Source organism: Desulfosarcina variabilis str. Montpellier, from assembly GCF_048565275.1.
GTDB classification, from domain to species: Bacteria; Desulfobacterota; Desulfobacteria; order Desulfobacterales; family Desulfosarcinaceae; genus Desulfosarcina; species Desulfosarcina variabilis.
Map to the genome: position 1 here is coordinate 7,588,402 of NZ_CP159846.1, position 16,712 is coordinate 7,605,113.

Sequence of the window (16,712 nt, forward strand, 5' to 3'; positions counted from 1 at the left end):
CAACAGGGCGGGTTTACCTCCCGAATCGTCCATGCCTTATGCATGGTAAACCTGGGACAGACGGGCATCACGCATGAATCGCAGAACATTTCTCAAAGTTGCATCCATGGGCAGCGTCGCTTTTGCCGCCGGCTGCTCCGCCAAGACTGAAGACAACCTGTTTACCATGGTTCAGGCCACCGACGACATGGTCACCGGCCGGGCCAATTGGTACGCCTCCACCTGCCGTGAATGTCCGGCCGGCTGCGGGGTGCTGGTCAAGAATCGTGAAGGCCGGGCCATCAAGCTGGAAGGCAACCCCTATCATCCGGTCAACCGCGGAGCCCTTTGCATTCGCGGACAGGCCGCGCTCCAGGGCGTGTACAACCCCGACCGCCTGACGAGTCCGCAGATGAAAACCGAGGACGGCTGGAAGGCCATTGCCTTTTATGAAGCCGAGGCCCTGATCCGCGAAAAAGCCGAAGCCGCCGGAAAAAACGGACGGGAACGCATCGCCATGGTCACCGAAACCGTGGGCCAGACGCAATTGGATCTGTTCTCCACGGTATTGGAGCATTTTGGCGGCGGTGCACCGGTAATATTTGAGCCATACGGCCATGAGGCACTCAAATACGCTCACGCCCGGCTTTTTGGCAGCCCCATTCTGCCATCTTACCGGCTGGACCAGGCCGATATGCTGGTGAGTTTTGGCGCCGATTTTCTCGAAACCTGGCTGTCACCGGTGGAGTACGCTCGCAAGTTCAAGGCCATGCATGGATTCAAGGATGGCCGCAAAGGACTGTTCATCCAGGTCAGCCCCTTTCAATCCCTGACTGGCGCCAATGCCGACCGCTGGATCGGCTGCCGGCCCGGCACCGAAGCCATCGTCATCCTGGGACTGATCCATAAACTCACCGGTGATGGCAGCCCGCGCCAGGTCAGCCGCAAACTGCGCGGCGTACTGACCGAATTGAGCAAGGCTTATCCCCCTGATGCGGTGGCCCGCTTGTCAGGTGTCAGCCCCAAGGATCTGGACGCCATCGCCAAACAGCTGCTTGCCGCCAGCCGGCCCCTGGTGCTTGGCACCGGCAGCAGCACTGGTGGTCAGTCTGCTATAGCAGCCGAAACAGCCGCGCTGTTGCTCAACCTGGCCCTTGATCCGGATCTCACGCTGTTTGACTTTGACCGTCGCCACCGAGTGGAAATCGCCGCGTCCCGCGCACAGGTTCTGGAGGCCTTTGCGTCCCTTGCCGATGTGGAGCTGGTTTTACTCAACAATGTCAATCCGGTGTTCTCCATCCCCGGCAGCGATGCCATCACCAAGGTGTTGAGTAAGAAAAAGCGCTTCGTGGTGGCCTTTTCCAATTTCATGGACGAGACAGCCGCCCTTGCCGATCTGATCGTGCCCGTGCAAATGGCGCTTGAAACCTGGGATGCGTTCGAAAGCAACCCGGCGTGCCTGTCCACCCTGCAGCCGGCCATGGGTCGCACGCATTTCATCCCCGCCCTGGGCGATATGTTTCTCAACCTGCTTCCGGCCGATCAGCGTCCGGCCGCAGACTTCAAAACCCTGGTCACCCAGGCCGTGCTGGAAGGCTCCGGCAACGCCACCGCAAGCCAGTGGCTAAAAACGATCCAGCAGGGCGGCCGCTTTGCCGAACCAGCCAGCCGCGGCAAAACGCCCAAGGCCGATATCAAGGCCGCATCGGCCCTGGTCGCAGCTAGTGTGGAAACACTCCCCGAGCCCACGGACAGTCCGACGCTCGTGGTCCCGCCGTCGATTCGCTTCTTTGACGGTCGCGGCGCCAACCGGCCCTGGCTGATTGAAACGCCGGACACCATCACCCAGATTCCCTGGCAGACCCCGGCCCTGTTGAACCCCGAGGATATGGCAGCCCATGATCTTGCCGATGGGGATCAGGTCCGCCTTACCACCAGCGCCGGTGAAATCGAGGCCCCAGCCTATGCATACGCCGGATTGTTTCCGGGCACCGTGGTGGTATTTGCCGGACAGGGGCACACCGCTTTCGGCCGCTGGGCCAGCGATCAGGGAGTCAATCCCCTGAGCATCCTGGATACGGCGGTGGACGACGATGCGGGTGCGCCGTCATTTACCATCCCCCTGTCTGGTCTTAAAAAGGGACGGCGCCATGAAAAACTGGCCATCACGTCAGGGCATCGCACGGCCCTGGATCGAAAAATCGCCCCTACGGTAGCCCTCGACCGAGTGGGGTTTCGGGATGAACACGCCGAGCACGGGCTGACCATGAACAGCTTTCCGCTGACCCCGCCCACACCGGAAGGCTACGCCCCCGAACGCGATTTGTATCCGCCCCACGATCATGCCGACTACCGCTGGGCCATGATCGTGGACATGGACCGCTGCATTGGCTGCAGCGCCTGCGTGGCCGCCTGCTACGCAGAAAACAACATCGGCATTGTGGGCGAGGAGCGCATCATCGAAGGCCGCGAAATGGCCTGGCTGCAGATCCAGCGCTACCATGATCCGGACGACATGGCCCGCATGACCTTTCTGCCCATGATGTGCCAGCACTGTGACAATGCGCCGTGCGAGGCGGTCTGCCCGGTCTACGCCCCCCATCATTCCAAGGAGGGGCTGAACAATCAGATTTACAACCGCTGCATCGGCACCCGGTTCTGTGCTCAGAACTGTCCTTATAAGGTACGGCGCTTCAACTGGTTCGACTGGAAATGGCCCAAACCGCTGGACATGCAGCTCAACCCCTGGGTCACCGTGCGCAGCAAGGGCGTGATGGAGAAATGCTCCTTCTGCATCCAGCGCATCAAGCGGGCCCACAACAAGGCCAAAAACGAAGGCCGGGCCATCCGCGACGGCGAGGTCGTGCCGGCCTGCGCCCAGACCTGCCCCACCGGCGCCCTGACCTTCGGCAGCCTCATGGATCCGGACAGCCGGGTAAGCCAATTGATCAAGGATCCGCGGGCGTATCAGGTGATGGGCTATCTGAATACCAAGCCGGCGGTGATTTATTTGAAGAAGGTGGTGCAAGCGGTTTAGGAATTTAGGCATTTAGGCTGAAGGGGGTTAGGGTTAAAGGCCACGTTGTAGGGGCGAGAAATCTTTCGCCCAAAAGGCCTGAGAGAACCGTAACCGTCAAAGGCGAAAAATTTTTCGCCCCCACGGGATAACGACAATACCTTCCGAAGGCGTTTGAGAAAATAAGGCAAAAATGGAACAAACACTAACCTACCGCAAAATAGACGACACCGTCCTCGATACCCTGGATCCACCCCGGCGCAGCTATTGGGTCACCGTGGCCATCCTCTTTGGCGGCGTGCTCATGGGCGGGGCCTGCTGGATGTACCAGATTCTTACCGGCATCGGCGTGGGCGGACAAAACACCCCTGTCCACTGGGGCACCTACCTGATCAACTTCGTCTTCTGGGTGGGAATCGCCCATTCGGGGACATTGATCTCGGCCATCCTGCATCTGTTCCGGGCCGGGTGGCGCAACCCCATCGCCCGGGCCGCCGAGACCATGACCGTATTTGCCGTGTGCACCGCCGGCCTGTATCCATTCATCCACCTGGGACGGGTGTGGATGGTCTTTTACATGCTGCCGGTTCCCAACCAGCGCACCCTGTGGCCCAACTTCCAGTCGCCCCTGATGTTCGACGTGGTGGCGATTTCCACCTACCTGACGGTGAGCAGTCTGTTCTGGTACACGGGTATGCTGCCCGATCTGGCCACCATCCGTGACCGCGCCGTCGGGGTAAGGAAAAAAATTTTCACCGTCCTGGCCCTGGGCTGGACCGGAGAATTCGAAATCTGGCGTCATTACACCCGCGGTTACCTCTTTTTCGCCGCCCTGGCCACGCCGCTGGTCATCTCGGTGCACAGCGTGGTGTCCTGGGATTTCGCCCTTAGTGTGGTGCCCGGCTGGCATACGACCATTTTCGCCCCCTATTTTGTAGCCGGCGCCATTCATTCGGGTCTGGCCATGGTGGTGACGCTGATGATTCCTTTGCGGATCATTTTCCGATACCAGGCCATCATCACCGACCGGGTACTGGAAAGCGTGGCCAAGACCATTATCTTTACCGGCCTGATCGTCGGGTTCGCCTATGCCACGGAGATTTTCATCGCCTGGTACAGCCACAACCCGGTGGAGGTGGAATCCTTCCGCTGGCGGGCCTTTGGCGATTACGCCCTGGAATACTGGATCATGGTCAGCTGCAACGTGCTGATCCCGCTGCTGCTGTTTTTCAAACGGATCCGCACCAATATCCGCATCCTCTTCGTTATCTCGCTGCTGGTCAACGTGGGCATGTGGTACGAACGCTTCGTGATCATCATCGGGTCCGTGGCCCACGACTTTCTGCCCCATGCCTGGGGCCTGTACACCCCCAGCTGGGTTGAATTCGGAATCATGATCGGCAGCTTCTGCCTGTTCTTTTTTCTCTTTGTTCTCTTTGTCAAACACATGCCATCGGTCTCCATGACCGAGATGAAAGAAACCCTGCATGAAGGAGCCTCCCATGCCGGCTGATACGGTTTCCATCATGGGCATTTTCGCCAGCGAAAACGGGGCGGCCGACGCCATCGACCGGTTGCGCGAAACCCCCTGGACCATCGAGCGGGTGCACAGCCCGATTCCCAGCCACGCCATCGAAGAAACCCTGGAGCTACCCAAAAGCCGCGTGGGCTGGTTCACTCTGGCCGGCGGGATCATCGGTTTTTTCACCGGTTTTTTGCTGGCCGCCTTCACGGCCACGCGCTGGTCCCTGATCGTTGGCGGCAAACCGGTGGTGGCCCTGGTGCCCTTTTTTATCGTGGGATTCGAGTTCACCATTTTGTTTGCCGTGTTCGGCAACGTGCTGGGACTGATCTCCCAGGCGCGGCTACCACGCTTTACACCCGCTCCCGGCTACGACGAGCGCTTCTCCGGCGACCGGTTTGGTGTGCTGGCCCGTTGCTCTGAAGGTGAAAAGGAAAAGCTGACCCGCTTTTTTAAGGAAAGCGGCGCCGAAACAAAAATCGTCAATGATTAAGTATTCCATCATGGGAAACTGTACAATCAGGGAAAGAAACGATGGCTGCAAATAACAACCGACCTCCCTCACTGATGAAAATTTTTACCAGTCTGGCTGCGGCCGGCGGATTGATTTTCATCGCCATGGCCACCATTGGCGATTCGGCACGGGCCTGGCAGGCATACTTGCTCAACTTCCTCTTTTTCTCGGCCATTGCCCAGGGCGCAGTGCTCTTCTCGGCCCTGATGCACACGGTCAAGGCGCGCTGGAGCGGTCCGCTGGCCGATGTGGCCGAATCCTTCGCCGCATTTTTCCCAGTCTCCCTGGTGCTTTTCCTGATCCTTTTCTTAGGACGCCAGTATGTGTTCCCCTGGCTGCACCAGGATCTGCACGGAAAGGAAGTCTGGCTCAACGTGCCGTTTCTTTTCGGCCGCGATTTTATCGGCCTGTGCCTGCTTTACGGATTCGGTCTGGCCTTCCTCTACCACCGGCTTTATTTCACCCTGAAAACCAGGGGCGCCACGGGTCCTCTGGGCCGGCGCCTGCTCGAGCGCTGGGACAGCAAACCCCTTGACGAACGCCGGTTTGCCGAGCGCACCACGGTGTTTGCGATCCTTTATCTTTTGGCCTTTGCCCTGGTGCTTTCCCTGATCGGCTACGATTTGGTCATGGCCGCGGACCCGCACTGGTACTCGACCCTTTTCGGGGCCTACAGTTTTGTCAAGTCCGTCTATATCGGCTTCGGCGCCCTAATCGTGCTCAGTGCAATCCTGCACATGAGCGAGAAAAACGGCTATCAGGTCGAGGAGCATCAGTTCCACGACATCGGCAAACTCTTCTTTGCCTTTTGCCTGGTGTGGGCTGATTTTTTCTATGCCCAGTTCGTGGTCATCTGGTACGGCAACATCCCCGAGGAGACCAGCTATATCATCGAGCGCACCATGGCCGCCCCCTGGAGCGCTCTGGCCTGGACCATCTTCATCGGCTGTTTCGTGGCTCCGTTTATCATCCTGATCAACCGCCGCATCAAGACCCGCCCCAAGGCCATGACAGTGATCTGCCTGGCAGTCATGTTCGGTATCTGGCTGGAACACTACCTTTTACTCGGCCCGGCCTTTCACCACCATGCCAAACACCTGCCCCTGGGCTGGGTGGAGGCGGCCGTGGGTGTCGGTTTTTTTGGTCTGCTGGCGATGTCCGTGACCAGCTATCTGAAACGCTTTCCAGAGATACTGGGGGGCAGGTCAGAGGATAAGATGGCCGTCGAGACCGGTTAGACAAAAGAGACAATGATGGAATATTAAGGATGTGGATCGAGGGGGGAGCAAGTCTGAACGGTTTTCCCCATTCAGCCTTCGACCTTCAGCCTAACAACCTATAAGCCTTGAGTCCTTATTATGGAAATTCTGATTACCACCTTTTCACTGCTCACCCTCGTGGTGATCGTTATTCTGGTCGGCACGCGGGGACGTCCCATGCGCTTTTTCACCGCCTTTGGCGAAACCCTGATGCACGTCTGGGATAACCGCGGCCCCGTGTTCTGGGTCGGCATGTGCGCTTTTCTGGTACTGGGATTTCTCTTCTTTTTCTATGTCTCGCCGGCCACACGCATTGGCGCGGCCCAGCCGATTCCTTTTAGCCACCGGCTGCACGCCGGCCACAAGGCCATCGAATGCCGCTTCTGTCATTCGTATGTGGATAAATCCATCCATCCGGGGCTGCCGGCTGTTGAAAAATGCCTCTTCTGCCACGAGTATATCATCGCCAATCACCCGGAGATCCAGAAAGAACACGACTATTTCAACAGCGATACCCCCACACCGTGGGTCAAGGTTTTCGAGCTGGCCGAGCATGTGGTCTTCAACCATGAACGGCACATCAAACGGGATATCGCCTGCGAGTCCTGCCATGGCGAGGTTCAGGATATGGACCGCCTGAAAGGAGAGCGGTTCAAGATGGGATTTTGCATCGAGTGTCACCGATCATTGGACGTCAATGTTGGCTGCTGGTTGGCGTGTCACAACTAATCAGGATGGGGAAATGAAATACGATTAAGAAATCGATCCGTTGAGATGAAATTTTGGTGATACATTGCAGTCTTAAGTGTTAAGTTTTAAGTGTTAAGGAAAGGTATTCTATCATTTTTATATTAAAATCGATCCGATCCGCCACTTAACACTTAACACTTAAAACTTAACACTTGTTTTAAAGGAGTTACTCTTGTCCACCGACATTAAAAGCTCTGAATCCAACACCACCGCCAAAGGATTTGCCCTGACATCCGGATTCTGGATGATGGTGGCCACCTTTTACGGGCTGTTGGGGGCCACCGAACTGGTCGCCCCGGATCTGACGGCCAACATGGGCGGCATCGTTTTCGGACGGGTGCGCCCCACCCACGTCAACCTGGTGCTGTTCGGGTTCGTCACGCCGGGCCTGCTGGCGGCCGCGTTTTACTTCATTCCCCGGCTGCTGCGCGCCCGGCTTTTCAGTGAGCGACTGGGCGTGGTGACGGTGATTTTATGGAACATCGCCCTTGTCGGCGTCGTGGCCAGTCTGGCCGCCGGCATGACCCAGGGACGCGAGTATGCCGAGTTGATCTGGCATCTGGACATCATGGTGGTGGCCGCCTTCGGCCTGGTGTTCATCAATTTCATCATGACCGTCAAAAACCGCCAGGAACCGATTCTTTATGTATCGGTCTGGTATGTGCTGGCCGGGGTGATTCTCACCTTCAGCACCTTTGCCCTGGGCAACGTGATCTGGAAGCCGGACAGCGGCGCCCTGGTGGGAATTCCCGACGCCATTCTGCTCTGGTTTTACGGTCACAACGTGTTCGGCCTTCTGCTGACGCCTTTGTCGGCAGCCGTGGCCTATTACGTGATCCCACGCGCCTGCCGGGCCCCGCTTTACAGCCATACCCTGTCCCTTCTGGGATTCTGGGCCCTGATCGTGGTCTACACCCACATCGGCACCCACCACCTGTTGCAGGTACCGGTGCCCACCTGGCTCAAGGTGGTGGCCATTGTGGACTCGGTGGCCATGGTGATCCCGGTCATGGCCTTTCTGATCAACATCTGGTACACGGCCAAAGGCCGTTTGGGTGAAATCCATGCCGATATCGGCGCCAAGTTCGTTTTCACCGGCACGATCATGTACTTCTTCGTCAGTATCCAGGGCTCGCTCATGGCGCTGCCCGATGTTCAGCGCGTCACTCACTTCAACAACTGGGTAGTAGCCCATGCCCACATCGGTGTGCTCGGGTTCGCCGGCATGATCGCCCTCGGGGGACTGTACTACACCATCCCGAAAATTTCAGGCAAGCCCCTGTTCAGCCGGTTTCTGGCCGATTTTCAGTACTGGATGGTGCTGATCGGCATGGTCGGATTCACCATCGTGCTGACCATCGCCGGCCTGATCCAGGGCAATGCCTGGCTCAACGGCGAAACCGTTTACCGCGTCCTGCCGGAAATCCACGTGTATTATGTGGTTCGCGCCGGTTTAGGCCTGATGATTTTCTCCAGTGCAGTGCTGGGGTTTTATAATATTGTCCGCACATTGTTCGGAAAAACCGGAGCGTCATCATGAAAATGACTCCCCTTGCCGTGGTTGCCGGCTCGCTTCTGATCCTGGCCACCATTGTTTTCGTGGTCATCCTCTTGCCCTATGTGCATACCAGTCAGACCGCGCCATCAGACATCTTCCGCCAGCGCTCCGCCGAGGAGGCTGCCGGACGAGAGCTTTACATTGCCAACGGTTGCGTCTACTGCCACAGCCAGTCCATCCGCACTATCGACTGGGGTCTGGGCGCCGAACGCATTGCCCAGGCCGGTGACTACGTTGAAGACTACCCGATTCTGCTGGGCTCCCAGCGCACCGGCCCGGATCTGTCCCAGGACGGTGGCGAGCACCCGGACGACTGGCACGTGGCGCACTTTGTCAATCCGCGCTTCACCCGGCCATTGTCGATCATGCCGCCCTTTGAATTTTTGGGTGATACGGGCATGAACCAGCTGATCCGCTACGTTCAGAGTCTGGGCATGAAAAACGCCGACCAGCGCATGCAGCGCCAGGCGTTCTGGAAAGCCGAATCCATCAAAGCATACGAAGCCGGCCCGGACGCCAACGTCAAATGGCTCAGTGAGAACATTCCCCAGGGGTGGCGGGATGTGCCCAACCCCTACCCCACCACGGAAGCGGGAATGGCCCGGGGACACAAGATATACCAGGATTTCTGCCTGGGCTGCCACGGCCCGGTGGGCGACGGCATGGGACCGGCCCAGCCGTACATCTATCCGCCGCCGCTCAATTTCACGATCCTGAAAAACCGCGAGATCAGCGGCGGAATTCTCTATTACCAGATTATGAACGGCATCACCGGCACGGCCATGCCCTATTTCAAGCGCGAGCTGGAATCGGAAAAGATCTGGGATGTGGGCAACTACGTGGCGGTTAATTTTATTAATGATAGTGATGCGAATATGGAGCCGAAGGGAATTGATGCGGCCTATGAGCCGTGAGGCTCATAGGAGGGGGGTAGGCTGAAGGTTTTTAGGCTGAAGCAAAAGAGGAAAACAAATGAACCCCAAATATTTTAATCCTTCAGACAAATAAATAGGGGCTTAGGCCGAAGCTGTTTAGGCTGAAGGAAAAGAGAAAAACTGATGATTTCCTAATATTGTACCCCTTCAGCCTTCAGCCGAAACACCTAAAAAGCTAAATAATGCGCGACCACACAAAACTTAGAGCGTTTGAACTGGCTGACGAGGTCGCCGTCAGCGTGTATCGTATAACCACAAACTTTCCAAAAACGGAACAATATGGCCTGACCGCTCAAATAAGGCGTGCAGCGGTCTCAGTGCCATCCAATATTGTTGAAGGCTGCGCCAGAGAAAGCCAGGCTGATTATCTTCGGTTTTTAAGTATCGCCTTCGGGTCGCTGAGAGAGCTACACTATCAAATCAGCCTGGCAAAACGATTGGAATTTATCACCGACAACGATTTAAGCAAGGTTGAACCTATCATTGTTGAAACGGAAAAAGTCTTGAGCAGCCTCATCCGATCAATTAAAAAGAAAAAAGGAGAATAGACCGTAGGACTTAAAGAAGGGTAGAATTCATTTCCCTTCAGCCTAAATACCTTCAGTCTAAACACCTATTATGTACTACCCCTACTTCATCGCCTACATCGCCATCGGCCTGGTCATCAGCCTGGTCGTGTTTTACTGGGCCTTTCGATCCGGCCAGTTCGGTGATCAGCAGCGGGCGCGCTATCTGCCGTTAAAGGACGAAGGCGATGCGCCGCCGGTGAAGGCGACCCGGTTTAACCGGATCGAAATTTACGGACTGTTTATCCTGGCAACGGGCGGCATCGGTGCAACCGCGGCGGTACTGGCGTTCGCCCTGTATTTCAGCAAACAATGAGGTCCTACCATGCGTTTTTTTGAATTGCTCAATTTTCAACATACCATGGCCTGGCTTTTTCCCACCCTGCTCTTCATGGTGGTTTTCGGCGTGGGCCTGGCCTTCGTCCATTTGCGCGGCAAGGACAGCGAAACCAGCAAAAAGCGTATTACCGGCCGCTATGCCGACGGTATCGAGGAACGCAATGCCCCCTACCCGCTGATCATGATGCTGATCATCGCCGGCACGTTCGTCTGGGGCTTTTTCTACATCGTCATGCACGGTGTACTGGGAGTGAAGATCTAAAATGAATGACCATCACGAATCGATTTTCAGAACCTGGGTCTGGCTCGGAATCATGCTGGGCATCATCCTGTTCAAGGGATTCCTGGCCTTTTATGTGGTCTCGGACATGGGCCAGCCCACCTGGGCCTATCGGCCGGTAAAGGATGTACCAGCATCGTCACCCTATGCGGTTTACGAGCGGCTGCCCCATCCCCAACACATCAGAGGGGCCAAAGGAGAATAAATGGTTCGCATACTCTCGGTTGTTCTGATTGCCTGCACCGTGGCCCTTATCGCCTGGGGCCTGATCACTGCCTATGATGAACTGATGCCGGCCGGCCGCATGTGGCGGACACCAGTCATCAAACCCCATGAGCATCCCATTCCGGTCATGGCACCGGGCAGCGTGCCGGTCGCAGGTGGAGAAGCCTTTTTTCATGCTGCGGCAGCCGAGGATCTGAAAGCACCGTTTGATCTGGCAGCCCCCGCCGTGATTGCCGACGGCAAAACCGCCTACGGGTATTACTGTGTTCACTGCCACGGAAAAAATTTTGACGGGTACGGCACCGTAGGCCAGAGTTTCGCCCCCACGCCCAGGGACCTGCGCGATGCAAAGGTTCAGACCATGGCCGAGGGCACATTGTTCAAGGAAATCAGCTTCGGCATTCCCGGTGGACGGCAGCCGCCTCTGGCCACCACTATTGCTCCGGATGACCGCTGGCGCGTAATTGCCTTTGTAAAAAGCCTCGGCCAGCGGGATTAATGTCCATCCAGAAATAGGAAAAGTCAGTTGAAGGATTGAAACGATATTACTTTCAAATCGATAGCATTCTTTCAATTGTCATTTGAGCTTTGACATTTGATGTTTTTCCAATGCCCGTCCAGTGGTTTCACAAGTATCCCCACACCCTCGGTTGAAAGCCATGCCATCCCATTGCGACTTATGCGGCCTACCGCTGCGTTACGGCACCATCACCCACAGCGTGGATGACAAACCGCTTTATTTCTGCTGTCAGGGCTGCCGCATGGTCTACACCATGCTGCTGGAGTCGGCCGATGTGAAGGACCCGGCCCGTTTTCGGGAAAGCGACCTGTTCCGCCAATGCGTGGCGGCCGGGGTGATTCCAGCCAGTGAAGCGGATCTTGAGCGCCTGCATGCATCGGCAGCGCCCTCACCCGCTCAGCCGGAAACAGACATCCCCGATTCCATTCCGTCGGATACGTTGCCCCTTGACCTGCGGGTAGACGGTATGTGGTGCCCAGCCTGCGCATGGGTGATTGAAACGGCGCTTTCACGAGTTGATGGAGTTGCGCAAGCCACCTGCCATTTTACCACCGATCGTCTGCGTTGCCATTACGAACCGGCTCGTACCGACCCGGCACAGATTCGGCAAACCATCGTCCATCTGGGTTACCCGGTTCACGACGCCGATGCCGGCGACACCGGACAATTGACTTTGCGCCGGGAATTGATTCGACTGTTCATCACCGGTCTTTTCTCGGTCAATGTAATGATGCTGTCCTGGGCGCTTTACGCCGGATTCTTTACCGATCTCACCGAAGATGCCGTGTTCAAAATCTCCCTGCCCATTGTTCTCATGGCCAGCGTGGCCTTTGTTTACGGCGGCGGGCCCATGCTGCGCAAAGCCTGGTTCGGCATGGTGCATCTGGCACCGGGCATGGAGACCCTGGTGGGCCTGGCCGCTGGCTGCGCCTACGTTTACAGTTTTTACAACTGGCTTTCCGGCAGCATCCACCTTTATTTCGATACGGCCTGCATGCTGATCACCCTGGTGCTCTTGGGTAAATTACTCGAGCAGCAGGCCAGAAACCGGGTTCGCCGCGATCTGGACGCTTTTTTCGCCCTGCAACCGGGAAAAGTGCGCATGGTCACTCATGCATGGCCGTCAGGCCGCTGGGTGGCCATTGACCAGCTTGTCCTTGGGGATCGATTTGCCGTTGAACCCGGCGAGATCGTGCCGGCTGACGGCCGGGTGGTGTCAGGCCGTGCATCCATCGACGAATCAGCACTGACCGGTGAGGCGCGGCCGAAAGACGTGAAGGCCGGCGATAGCGTCAAAAGCGGCACCCGAATCATCCATGGCCAGGTAACCGCTGTTGCCGATGCCACCGGTGAAGACACCGTGCTTGGCCAGATGATTGGCATCATGGCCCGCGGCCTGGAACAAAAGAGCAGCTTCGAGGCCCGCACGGATCGCATGCTGCGCGGGTTCGTTCCCCTGATCGTCATCCTGGCGGTGGGCACCGGCCTGGTTTGGATGGCAGCCGGAGTGAGCCTTAATCAGGCGCTGGTCCGGGCAGTGACCGTGATGGTCATTTCCTGTCCCTGCGCCTTGGGTGTGGCCATTCCCATGGCGCGTCTGGCCGGTGTTTCCATGGCCGGGAGAAAGGGCATCCTGGTCCGGGAAATCGAAGCCTTTGAACGGGCCGGTGCGGTGGACAGCATTGTTTTCGATAAAACCGGCACCCTTACCCACGGCCGCTGGGAAGTGGCGGATGTCGTTGTCAGCCCTGGTCTTGACCTACCAACGGTCATCGGTTGGGCCGCCGGTCTGGAACATACCGCTGACCATGAAATCGCCCGCGCCATCACTGCCTATGCAACACGCCATGATGTCCCGGCAGCTGCGGTGACCGACATTCGTATCCATCCCAACGGCATCACCGGACGGGCAGGTGACCGCTTGCTGCGCATCGGCAGCCGCGCGTTTGTCCAGGATGAAACGGGCGCTGCGCCTGATCCGATTGGTGAGACAAACCATACACCGACGTCATGTATTTTTCTGGAAGTTGACGGCAGGCAGGCCGCCACAATCTATTTTGGAGACATGATCCGGTCAGCTGTTCCTGCACTGATTCAAACCCTTAAAGACAGAAATAAAAAGGTAGCCATCATATCCGGAGATGATGCCCACGCAACCCGCAAGGTCGCTCAATCGGTAGGAATCAAAGCCGCCCGGGGGAACCTGCTGCCAGCGGCCAAGGCTGAGTATATCGACATGCTGGTCCAAAAAGGCCGTCACCCGGCCATGGTGGGAGACGGGATCAACGATGCAGCGGCCATGGCGCGTGCACACCTGTCGGTCGCCGTTCACAGCGGCCAGGCGCTGGCGGCCGAGGCGGCCCACCTCACGCTGATGCGCGGGGACCCGGCTCAGCTGCTGACCGTCTTCGATCTCTCCCGGCAGGTCAACCGCAAAGTAACGCAAAATCTGTGGTGCGCCTGGGTGTACAACCTGATCGGCATACCGGTGGCCATGAGCGGATTGCTCACCCCCCTGTTGGCCGCCACAGCCATGCTGTTTTCCAGCCTTACCGTAATTGGCAACACTCTATTGATGGTCGTCCGGATGCCAGATGATGGCAACAAGCATTGATGGAATCTGCCTTGAATGAAGGCGTTCCAAGACTTGCCAAGATACATTTAATGATTAATAATCATAAAGCGTTTTTAACGCCCCATCCAACCTGGCGGGTCAACCCAAATGACCCGCCAATCAACATGGAGAATAACATAATGAAAAAAAACCGTTGGATATTTCTTTCAGGACTGCTTTTGGCTTTCATCAGTGCATGTGCAACGCCCCAGCCGGCGAACATTTCATCTGACAGCCCAGAGCAATTGGTCAGCCAGTTGGAGCAAAGCCTTACCAGCGCCCGCGACAATCAGGTGAACGTACTGGCCCCGGGCTCGTTCAATGACGCACAATTATCGTTCAATAAAGCCAAGAAAGCGCTGGATCACGGCGAAAAACTGTCGGCCATTGGCCGGTATGTCAACGCCGGCAACGCCAGTTTGAAAAAAGCCGAGGAAATCGCCCAGGTTTCCCGTACCATTCTTGGTGAAACCAATAAAGCCCGGGAAAAGGCACTCAAGGTCGGGGCCGACAAACTGGGCAAACCGTACAACGAGGTCAATAAACGGTATCTGGAACTGACCAAGGCCATCGAAAACGACAACTTGAGCTACGCCCAGAAAAATGCAGCCAAGGTTCAAGCCGCCTTTCGCGATGTGGAAATCATGGCCATCAAAGATGCCGCCCTGGGCAATGCCCGCCAGATGCTGGCTGACGCCGAAGACGCAAAAGTCCAAAAAATCGCGCCCCAGGCCTATAGCGATGCGCTGAAAGCCCTGAACGAAGCTGAAACCTTTGTTGCCCAAAACCCATATAAAAATGAATCAATCAACCAGAAGGCCGCGAACGCGGAATTCATGGTCCAACGGATGATTTCAATCAGTGAAAGCAGTCAAACATTTGAAAAAATGGAACCTGAAGCGTCAGCGCTTTACCTGGAAGAACTCCTGAGCCGAGTCGGCAAGGCGAGCGGTGCCGGAGAACTGCGTGATAAAGGCATTGAAAACCAAATCAGCACCCTGACCGATGCGGCTTTTGCCGTGGAACAAAAAAATAAGATGTTGGAAGATGAGAGTAAAGGCTATCAGGCTCAAATCGCCGACCTGAAACAGCAGTTGGCTGGGTTGCAGGGGTATTCCCGGGAACAAGAAGCCGCCAAACAAAAACTTGCCGCCGAACGGGAATTCAACGAGCGTTTCAACCAGGTTCAAAGCTATTTCCAGGCCGATGAAGCGGAAGTTTACAAGCAAGGCGGCCAACTGGTCATTCGCCTGCGCGGCATCAATTTCCCGGTGGGTCAGGCAACCCTGACGCCGGACAATTACACCCTGCTTAGTAAAGTTCAAAAAGCCATCCGAACCTTTGATCAGCCAACAGTGACCATCGAAGGCCATACCGACAGCACCGGTGCCAAAGCAGTCAACCAGGAGCTGTCCCAAAAGCGGGCCCAGGCAGTGAAAACCTATCTGGTGGCCAATAATACCCTTCCGGAATATCGTATTCGGGCAGCCGGTTATGGCCCGGATCGGCCTCTGGCCCCCAATACCACGGCTGAGGGGCGGGCGATCAACCGGCGCATTGACGTGTTGATCATGCCGGCTAAAAAGCCCTAAGCGCCTTTTTGAATACCAGCTACAAACCGACCGGAAACGCCCCTGTTTCCGGTCGGTTTGTCTCGGAATTGCTTCATGCCTCACGACATCAGAAACCGGCCAACTCTCGAGCATGCCGACATCATCGCCTTAAACTTCGTCAGAACTGATTCGCCCTACCTTTTTAGGAGACATTTCCGTCAGGGGCTGCGGTCCCATATCATGGAAATCCTACATCTGCCTGATGTAAACCGGGAACAAAACGGAACGATGATCGACGGGGTGAGGTGTTTCCCCAAAGCCTCACCCAGGCGCATGTTCCGCATCTTTCGGACGCATTTGGAAACACTTGAGAAAGCGCTTGCCGAAACCGCACGGGTAAAACTGGTGGAACGTTACCTGGCAGATGGATATATGGCCAGGTCCACGGAATGCATTGTGGATTACGAGGGGCCGGATGGCCGGGATCTGGTGTTGTGCGGTTTTCAGGAGTATGTGCCGGGGGAAGTTCTGGACCCATGGACGGTTCTGGATGCCACGGAGCTGTTGCCGGCGCTCTATCATGCAATCAGCCAGAGAAAAGACGCCCCGCCCCCGTCCGAAAAGCAGTGGATTGAAACGGTCCGGCAACGGGGGGCAGAATTTGTCAGGCGCATCAAACAAATGATCACTGAAGCAGGCCATATTCCGGATCTGGCCGGTTCCGGAAACCTGATCGTCAACGCCCAGGGTGATATCCGTCTGGTGGATATCAACAATATCTCACCTGTGACCTTTGACGCATCCATTCGCCTGGACGAGAAAGGCTATCCTGTGGGGGATAAGTCCGTCGAGGCCCTTTTTCTGATCGAGGAAAAATTGTTTGGCCGGCCGGTCGATCGAGATGAACCGGTGTACCGGCACTTTCTCGATCCGCAGCGTCAGATAAGGGTCGCTGAAAAAGAAAGGCAGTTTCATACGAGAATTATTCCTGATAAAGGGTCAACTTTTTAATAAATATGGCGATATCCCTATTATTGAGCGGCCAACACCAATTCACATTCAAATACGGTTTCAACTCTGAA

Annotated in this window: 15 protein-coding genes; all 15 read left to right on the top strand. The window is 56.5% G+C overall.

Annotation, left to right across the window (positions count from 1 at the left end; translation table 11 throughout):
* The first annotated feature begins 73 nt into the window (after positions 1 to 73).
* The 15 genes from Dvar_RS34240 to Dvar_RS34310 all read left to right on the top strand — a co-directional run bounded on the left by Dvar_RS34240 (position 74) and on the right by Dvar_RS34310 (position 16,641).
* Positions 74 to 3,016, top strand: a complete 2,943-nt coding sequence (locus tag Dvar_RS34240) for a 4Fe-4S dicluster domain-containing protein (RefSeq protein WP_419657613.1) — start codon at positions 74 to 76, stop codon at positions 3,014 to 3,016.
* A 172-nt stretch (positions 3,017 to 3,188) separates the two neighbouring features.
* Positions 3,189 to 4,508: an NrfD/PsrC family molybdoenzyme membrane anchor subunit gene (gene nrfD, locus Dvar_RS34245; RefSeq protein ID WP_419657614.1), complete on the top strand. Its 1,320-nt coding sequence runs from the start codon at positions 3,189 to 3,191 to the stop codon at positions 4,506 to 4,508.
* Positions 4,498 to 5,010: a DUF3341 domain-containing protein gene (locus tag Dvar_RS34250; protein WP_419657615.1), complete on the top strand. Its 513-nt coding sequence runs from the start codon at positions 4,498 to 4,500 to the stop codon at positions 5,008 to 5,010. Before nrfD ends, Dvar_RS34250 begins: the two co-directional genes overlap by 11 nt.
* A 41-nt stretch (positions 5,011 to 5,051) precedes the next feature.
* Positions 5,052 to 6,269, top strand: coding sequence for a hypothetical protein (locus Dvar_RS34255; protein WP_419657616.1), 1,218 nt, complete (start codon positions 5,052 to 5,054; stop codon positions 6,267 to 6,269).
* A gap of 120 nt (positions 6,270 to 6,389) precedes the next feature.
* A complete protein-coding gene (locus Dvar_RS34260; RefSeq protein WP_419657617.1) occupies positions 6,390 to 7,019 on the top strand; it encodes a cytochrome c3 family protein in 630 nt (209 codons plus the stop codon).
* Between the two features lie 193 nt (positions 7,020 to 7,212).
* Entirely contained in the window at positions 7,213 to 8,580 is a 1,368-nt protein-coding gene (locus Dvar_RS34265; RefSeq protein WP_419657618.1) for a cbb3-type cytochrome c oxidase subunit I, read from the top strand.
* On the top strand, positions 8,577 to 9,512 hold the full coding sequence (locus Dvar_RS34270; protein WP_419657619.1) for a cbb3-type cytochrome c oxidase subunit II: 936 nt from the start codon (positions 8,577 to 8,579) through the stop codon (positions 9,510 to 9,512). The genes Dvar_RS34265 and Dvar_RS34270 overlap by 4 nt, the downstream gene beginning before the upstream one ends.
* Before the next feature lie 203 nt (positions 9,513 to 9,715).
* A complete protein-coding gene (locus tag Dvar_RS34275; RefSeq protein WP_419657620.1) occupies positions 9,716 to 10,081 on the top strand; it encodes a four helix bundle protein in 366 nt (121 codons plus the stop codon).
* Between the two features lie 70 nt (positions 10,082 to 10,151).
* Positions 10,152 to 10,415, top strand: a complete 264-nt coding sequence (locus Dvar_RS34280) for a cbb3-type cytochrome oxidase assembly protein (protein ID WP_419657621.1) — start codon at positions 10,152 to 10,154, stop codon at positions 10,413 to 10,415.
* A 9-nt stretch (positions 10,416 to 10,424) separates the two neighbouring features.
* On the top strand, positions 10,425 to 10,700 hold the full coding sequence (locus Dvar_RS34285; protein WP_419657622.1) for a cbb3-type cytochrome c oxidase N-terminal domain-containing protein: 276 nt from the start codon (positions 10,425 to 10,427) through the stop codon (positions 10,698 to 10,700).
* Between the two features lies 1 nt (position 10,701).
* Positions 10,702 to 10,923, top strand: coding sequence for a hypothetical protein (locus Dvar_RS34290; protein WP_419657623.1), 222 nt, complete (start codon positions 10,702 to 10,704; stop codon positions 10,921 to 10,923).
* Complete coding sequence (locus tag Dvar_RS34295; RefSeq protein WP_419657624.1) at positions 10,924 to 11,442, top strand: c-type cytochrome; 519 nt, start codon at positions 10,924 to 10,926, stop codon at positions 11,440 to 11,442.
* Between the two features lie 160 nt (positions 11,443 to 11,602).
* Positions 11,603 to 14,077, top strand: a complete 2,475-nt coding sequence (locus Dvar_RS34300; protein ID WP_419657625.1) for a heavy metal translocating P-type ATPase — start codon at positions 11,603 to 11,605, stop codon at positions 14,075 to 14,077.
* Between the two features lie 140 nt (positions 14,078 to 14,217).
* Entirely contained in the window at positions 14,218 to 15,669 is a 1,452-nt protein-coding gene (locus Dvar_RS34305) for an OmpA family protein (protein WP_419657626.1), read from the top strand.
* Between the two features lie 201 nt (positions 15,670 to 15,870).
* Positions 15,871 to 16,641 carry a hypothetical protein gene (locus Dvar_RS34310; protein WP_419657627.1) on the top strand — a complete coding sequence of 257 codons (771 nt, stop codon included), beginning with the start codon at positions 15,871 to 15,873 and terminating at the stop codon, positions 16,639 to 16,641.
* Positions 16,642 to 16,712 lie beyond the last annotated feature (71 nt).

Excerpts from the sequence above, each read along its gene's own strand:
- Dvar_RS34250 (WP_419657615.1), top strand. The coding sequence starts at position 4,498 with ATGCCGGCTGATACGGTTTCCATCATGGGCATTTTCGCCAGCGAAAAC.
- nrfD (WP_419657614.1), top strand. The coding sequence starts at position 3,189 with ATGGAACAAACACTAACCTACCGCAAAATAGACGACACCGTCCTCGAT.
- Dvar_RS34310 (WP_419657627.1), top strand. The coding sequence starts at position 15,871 with ATGGAAATCCTACATCTGCCTGATGTAAACCGGGAACAAAACGGAACG.
- Dvar_RS34260 (WP_419657617.1), top strand. The coding sequence starts at position 6,390 with ATGGAAATTCTGATTACCACCTTTTCACTGCTCACCCTCGTGGTGATC.
- Dvar_RS34285 (WP_419657622.1), top strand. The coding sequence starts at position 10,425 with ATGCGTTTTTTTGAATTGCTCAATTTTCAACATACCATGGCCTGGCTT.
- Dvar_RS34240 (WP_419657613.1), top strand. The coding sequence starts at position 74 with ATGAATCGCAGAACATTTCTCAAAGTTGCATCCATGGGCAGCGTCGCT.
- Dvar_RS34280 (WP_419657621.1), top strand. The coding sequence starts at position 10,152 with ATGTACTACCCCTACTTCATCGCCTACATCGCCATCGGCCTGGTCATC.
- Dvar_RS34290 (WP_419657623.1), top strand. The coding sequence starts at position 10,702 with ATGAATGACCATCACGAATCGATTTTCAGAACCTGGGTCTGGCTCGGA.
- Dvar_RS34275 (WP_419657620.1), top strand. The coding sequence starts at position 9,716 with ATGCGCGACCACACAAAACTTAGAGCGTTTGAACTGGCTGACGAGGTC.
- Dvar_RS34270 (WP_419657619.1), top strand. The coding sequence starts at position 8,577 with ATGAAAATGACTCCCCTTGCCGTGGTTGCCGGCTCGCTTCTGATCCTG.
- Dvar_RS34295 (WP_419657624.1), top strand. The coding sequence starts at position 10,924 with ATGGTTCGCATACTCTCGGTTGTTCTGATTGCCTGCACCGTGGCCCTT.
- Dvar_RS34300 (WP_419657625.1), top strand. The coding sequence starts at position 11,603 with ATGCCATCCCATTGCGACTTATGCGGCCTACCGCTGCGTTACGGCACC.
- Dvar_RS34305 (WP_419657626.1), top strand. The coding sequence starts at position 14,218 with ATGAAAAAAAACCGTTGGATATTTCTTTCAGGACTGCTTTTGGCTTTC.
- Dvar_RS34255 (WP_419657616.1), top strand. The coding sequence starts at position 5,052 with ATGGCTGCAAATAACAACCGACCTCCCTCACTGATGAAAATTTTTACC.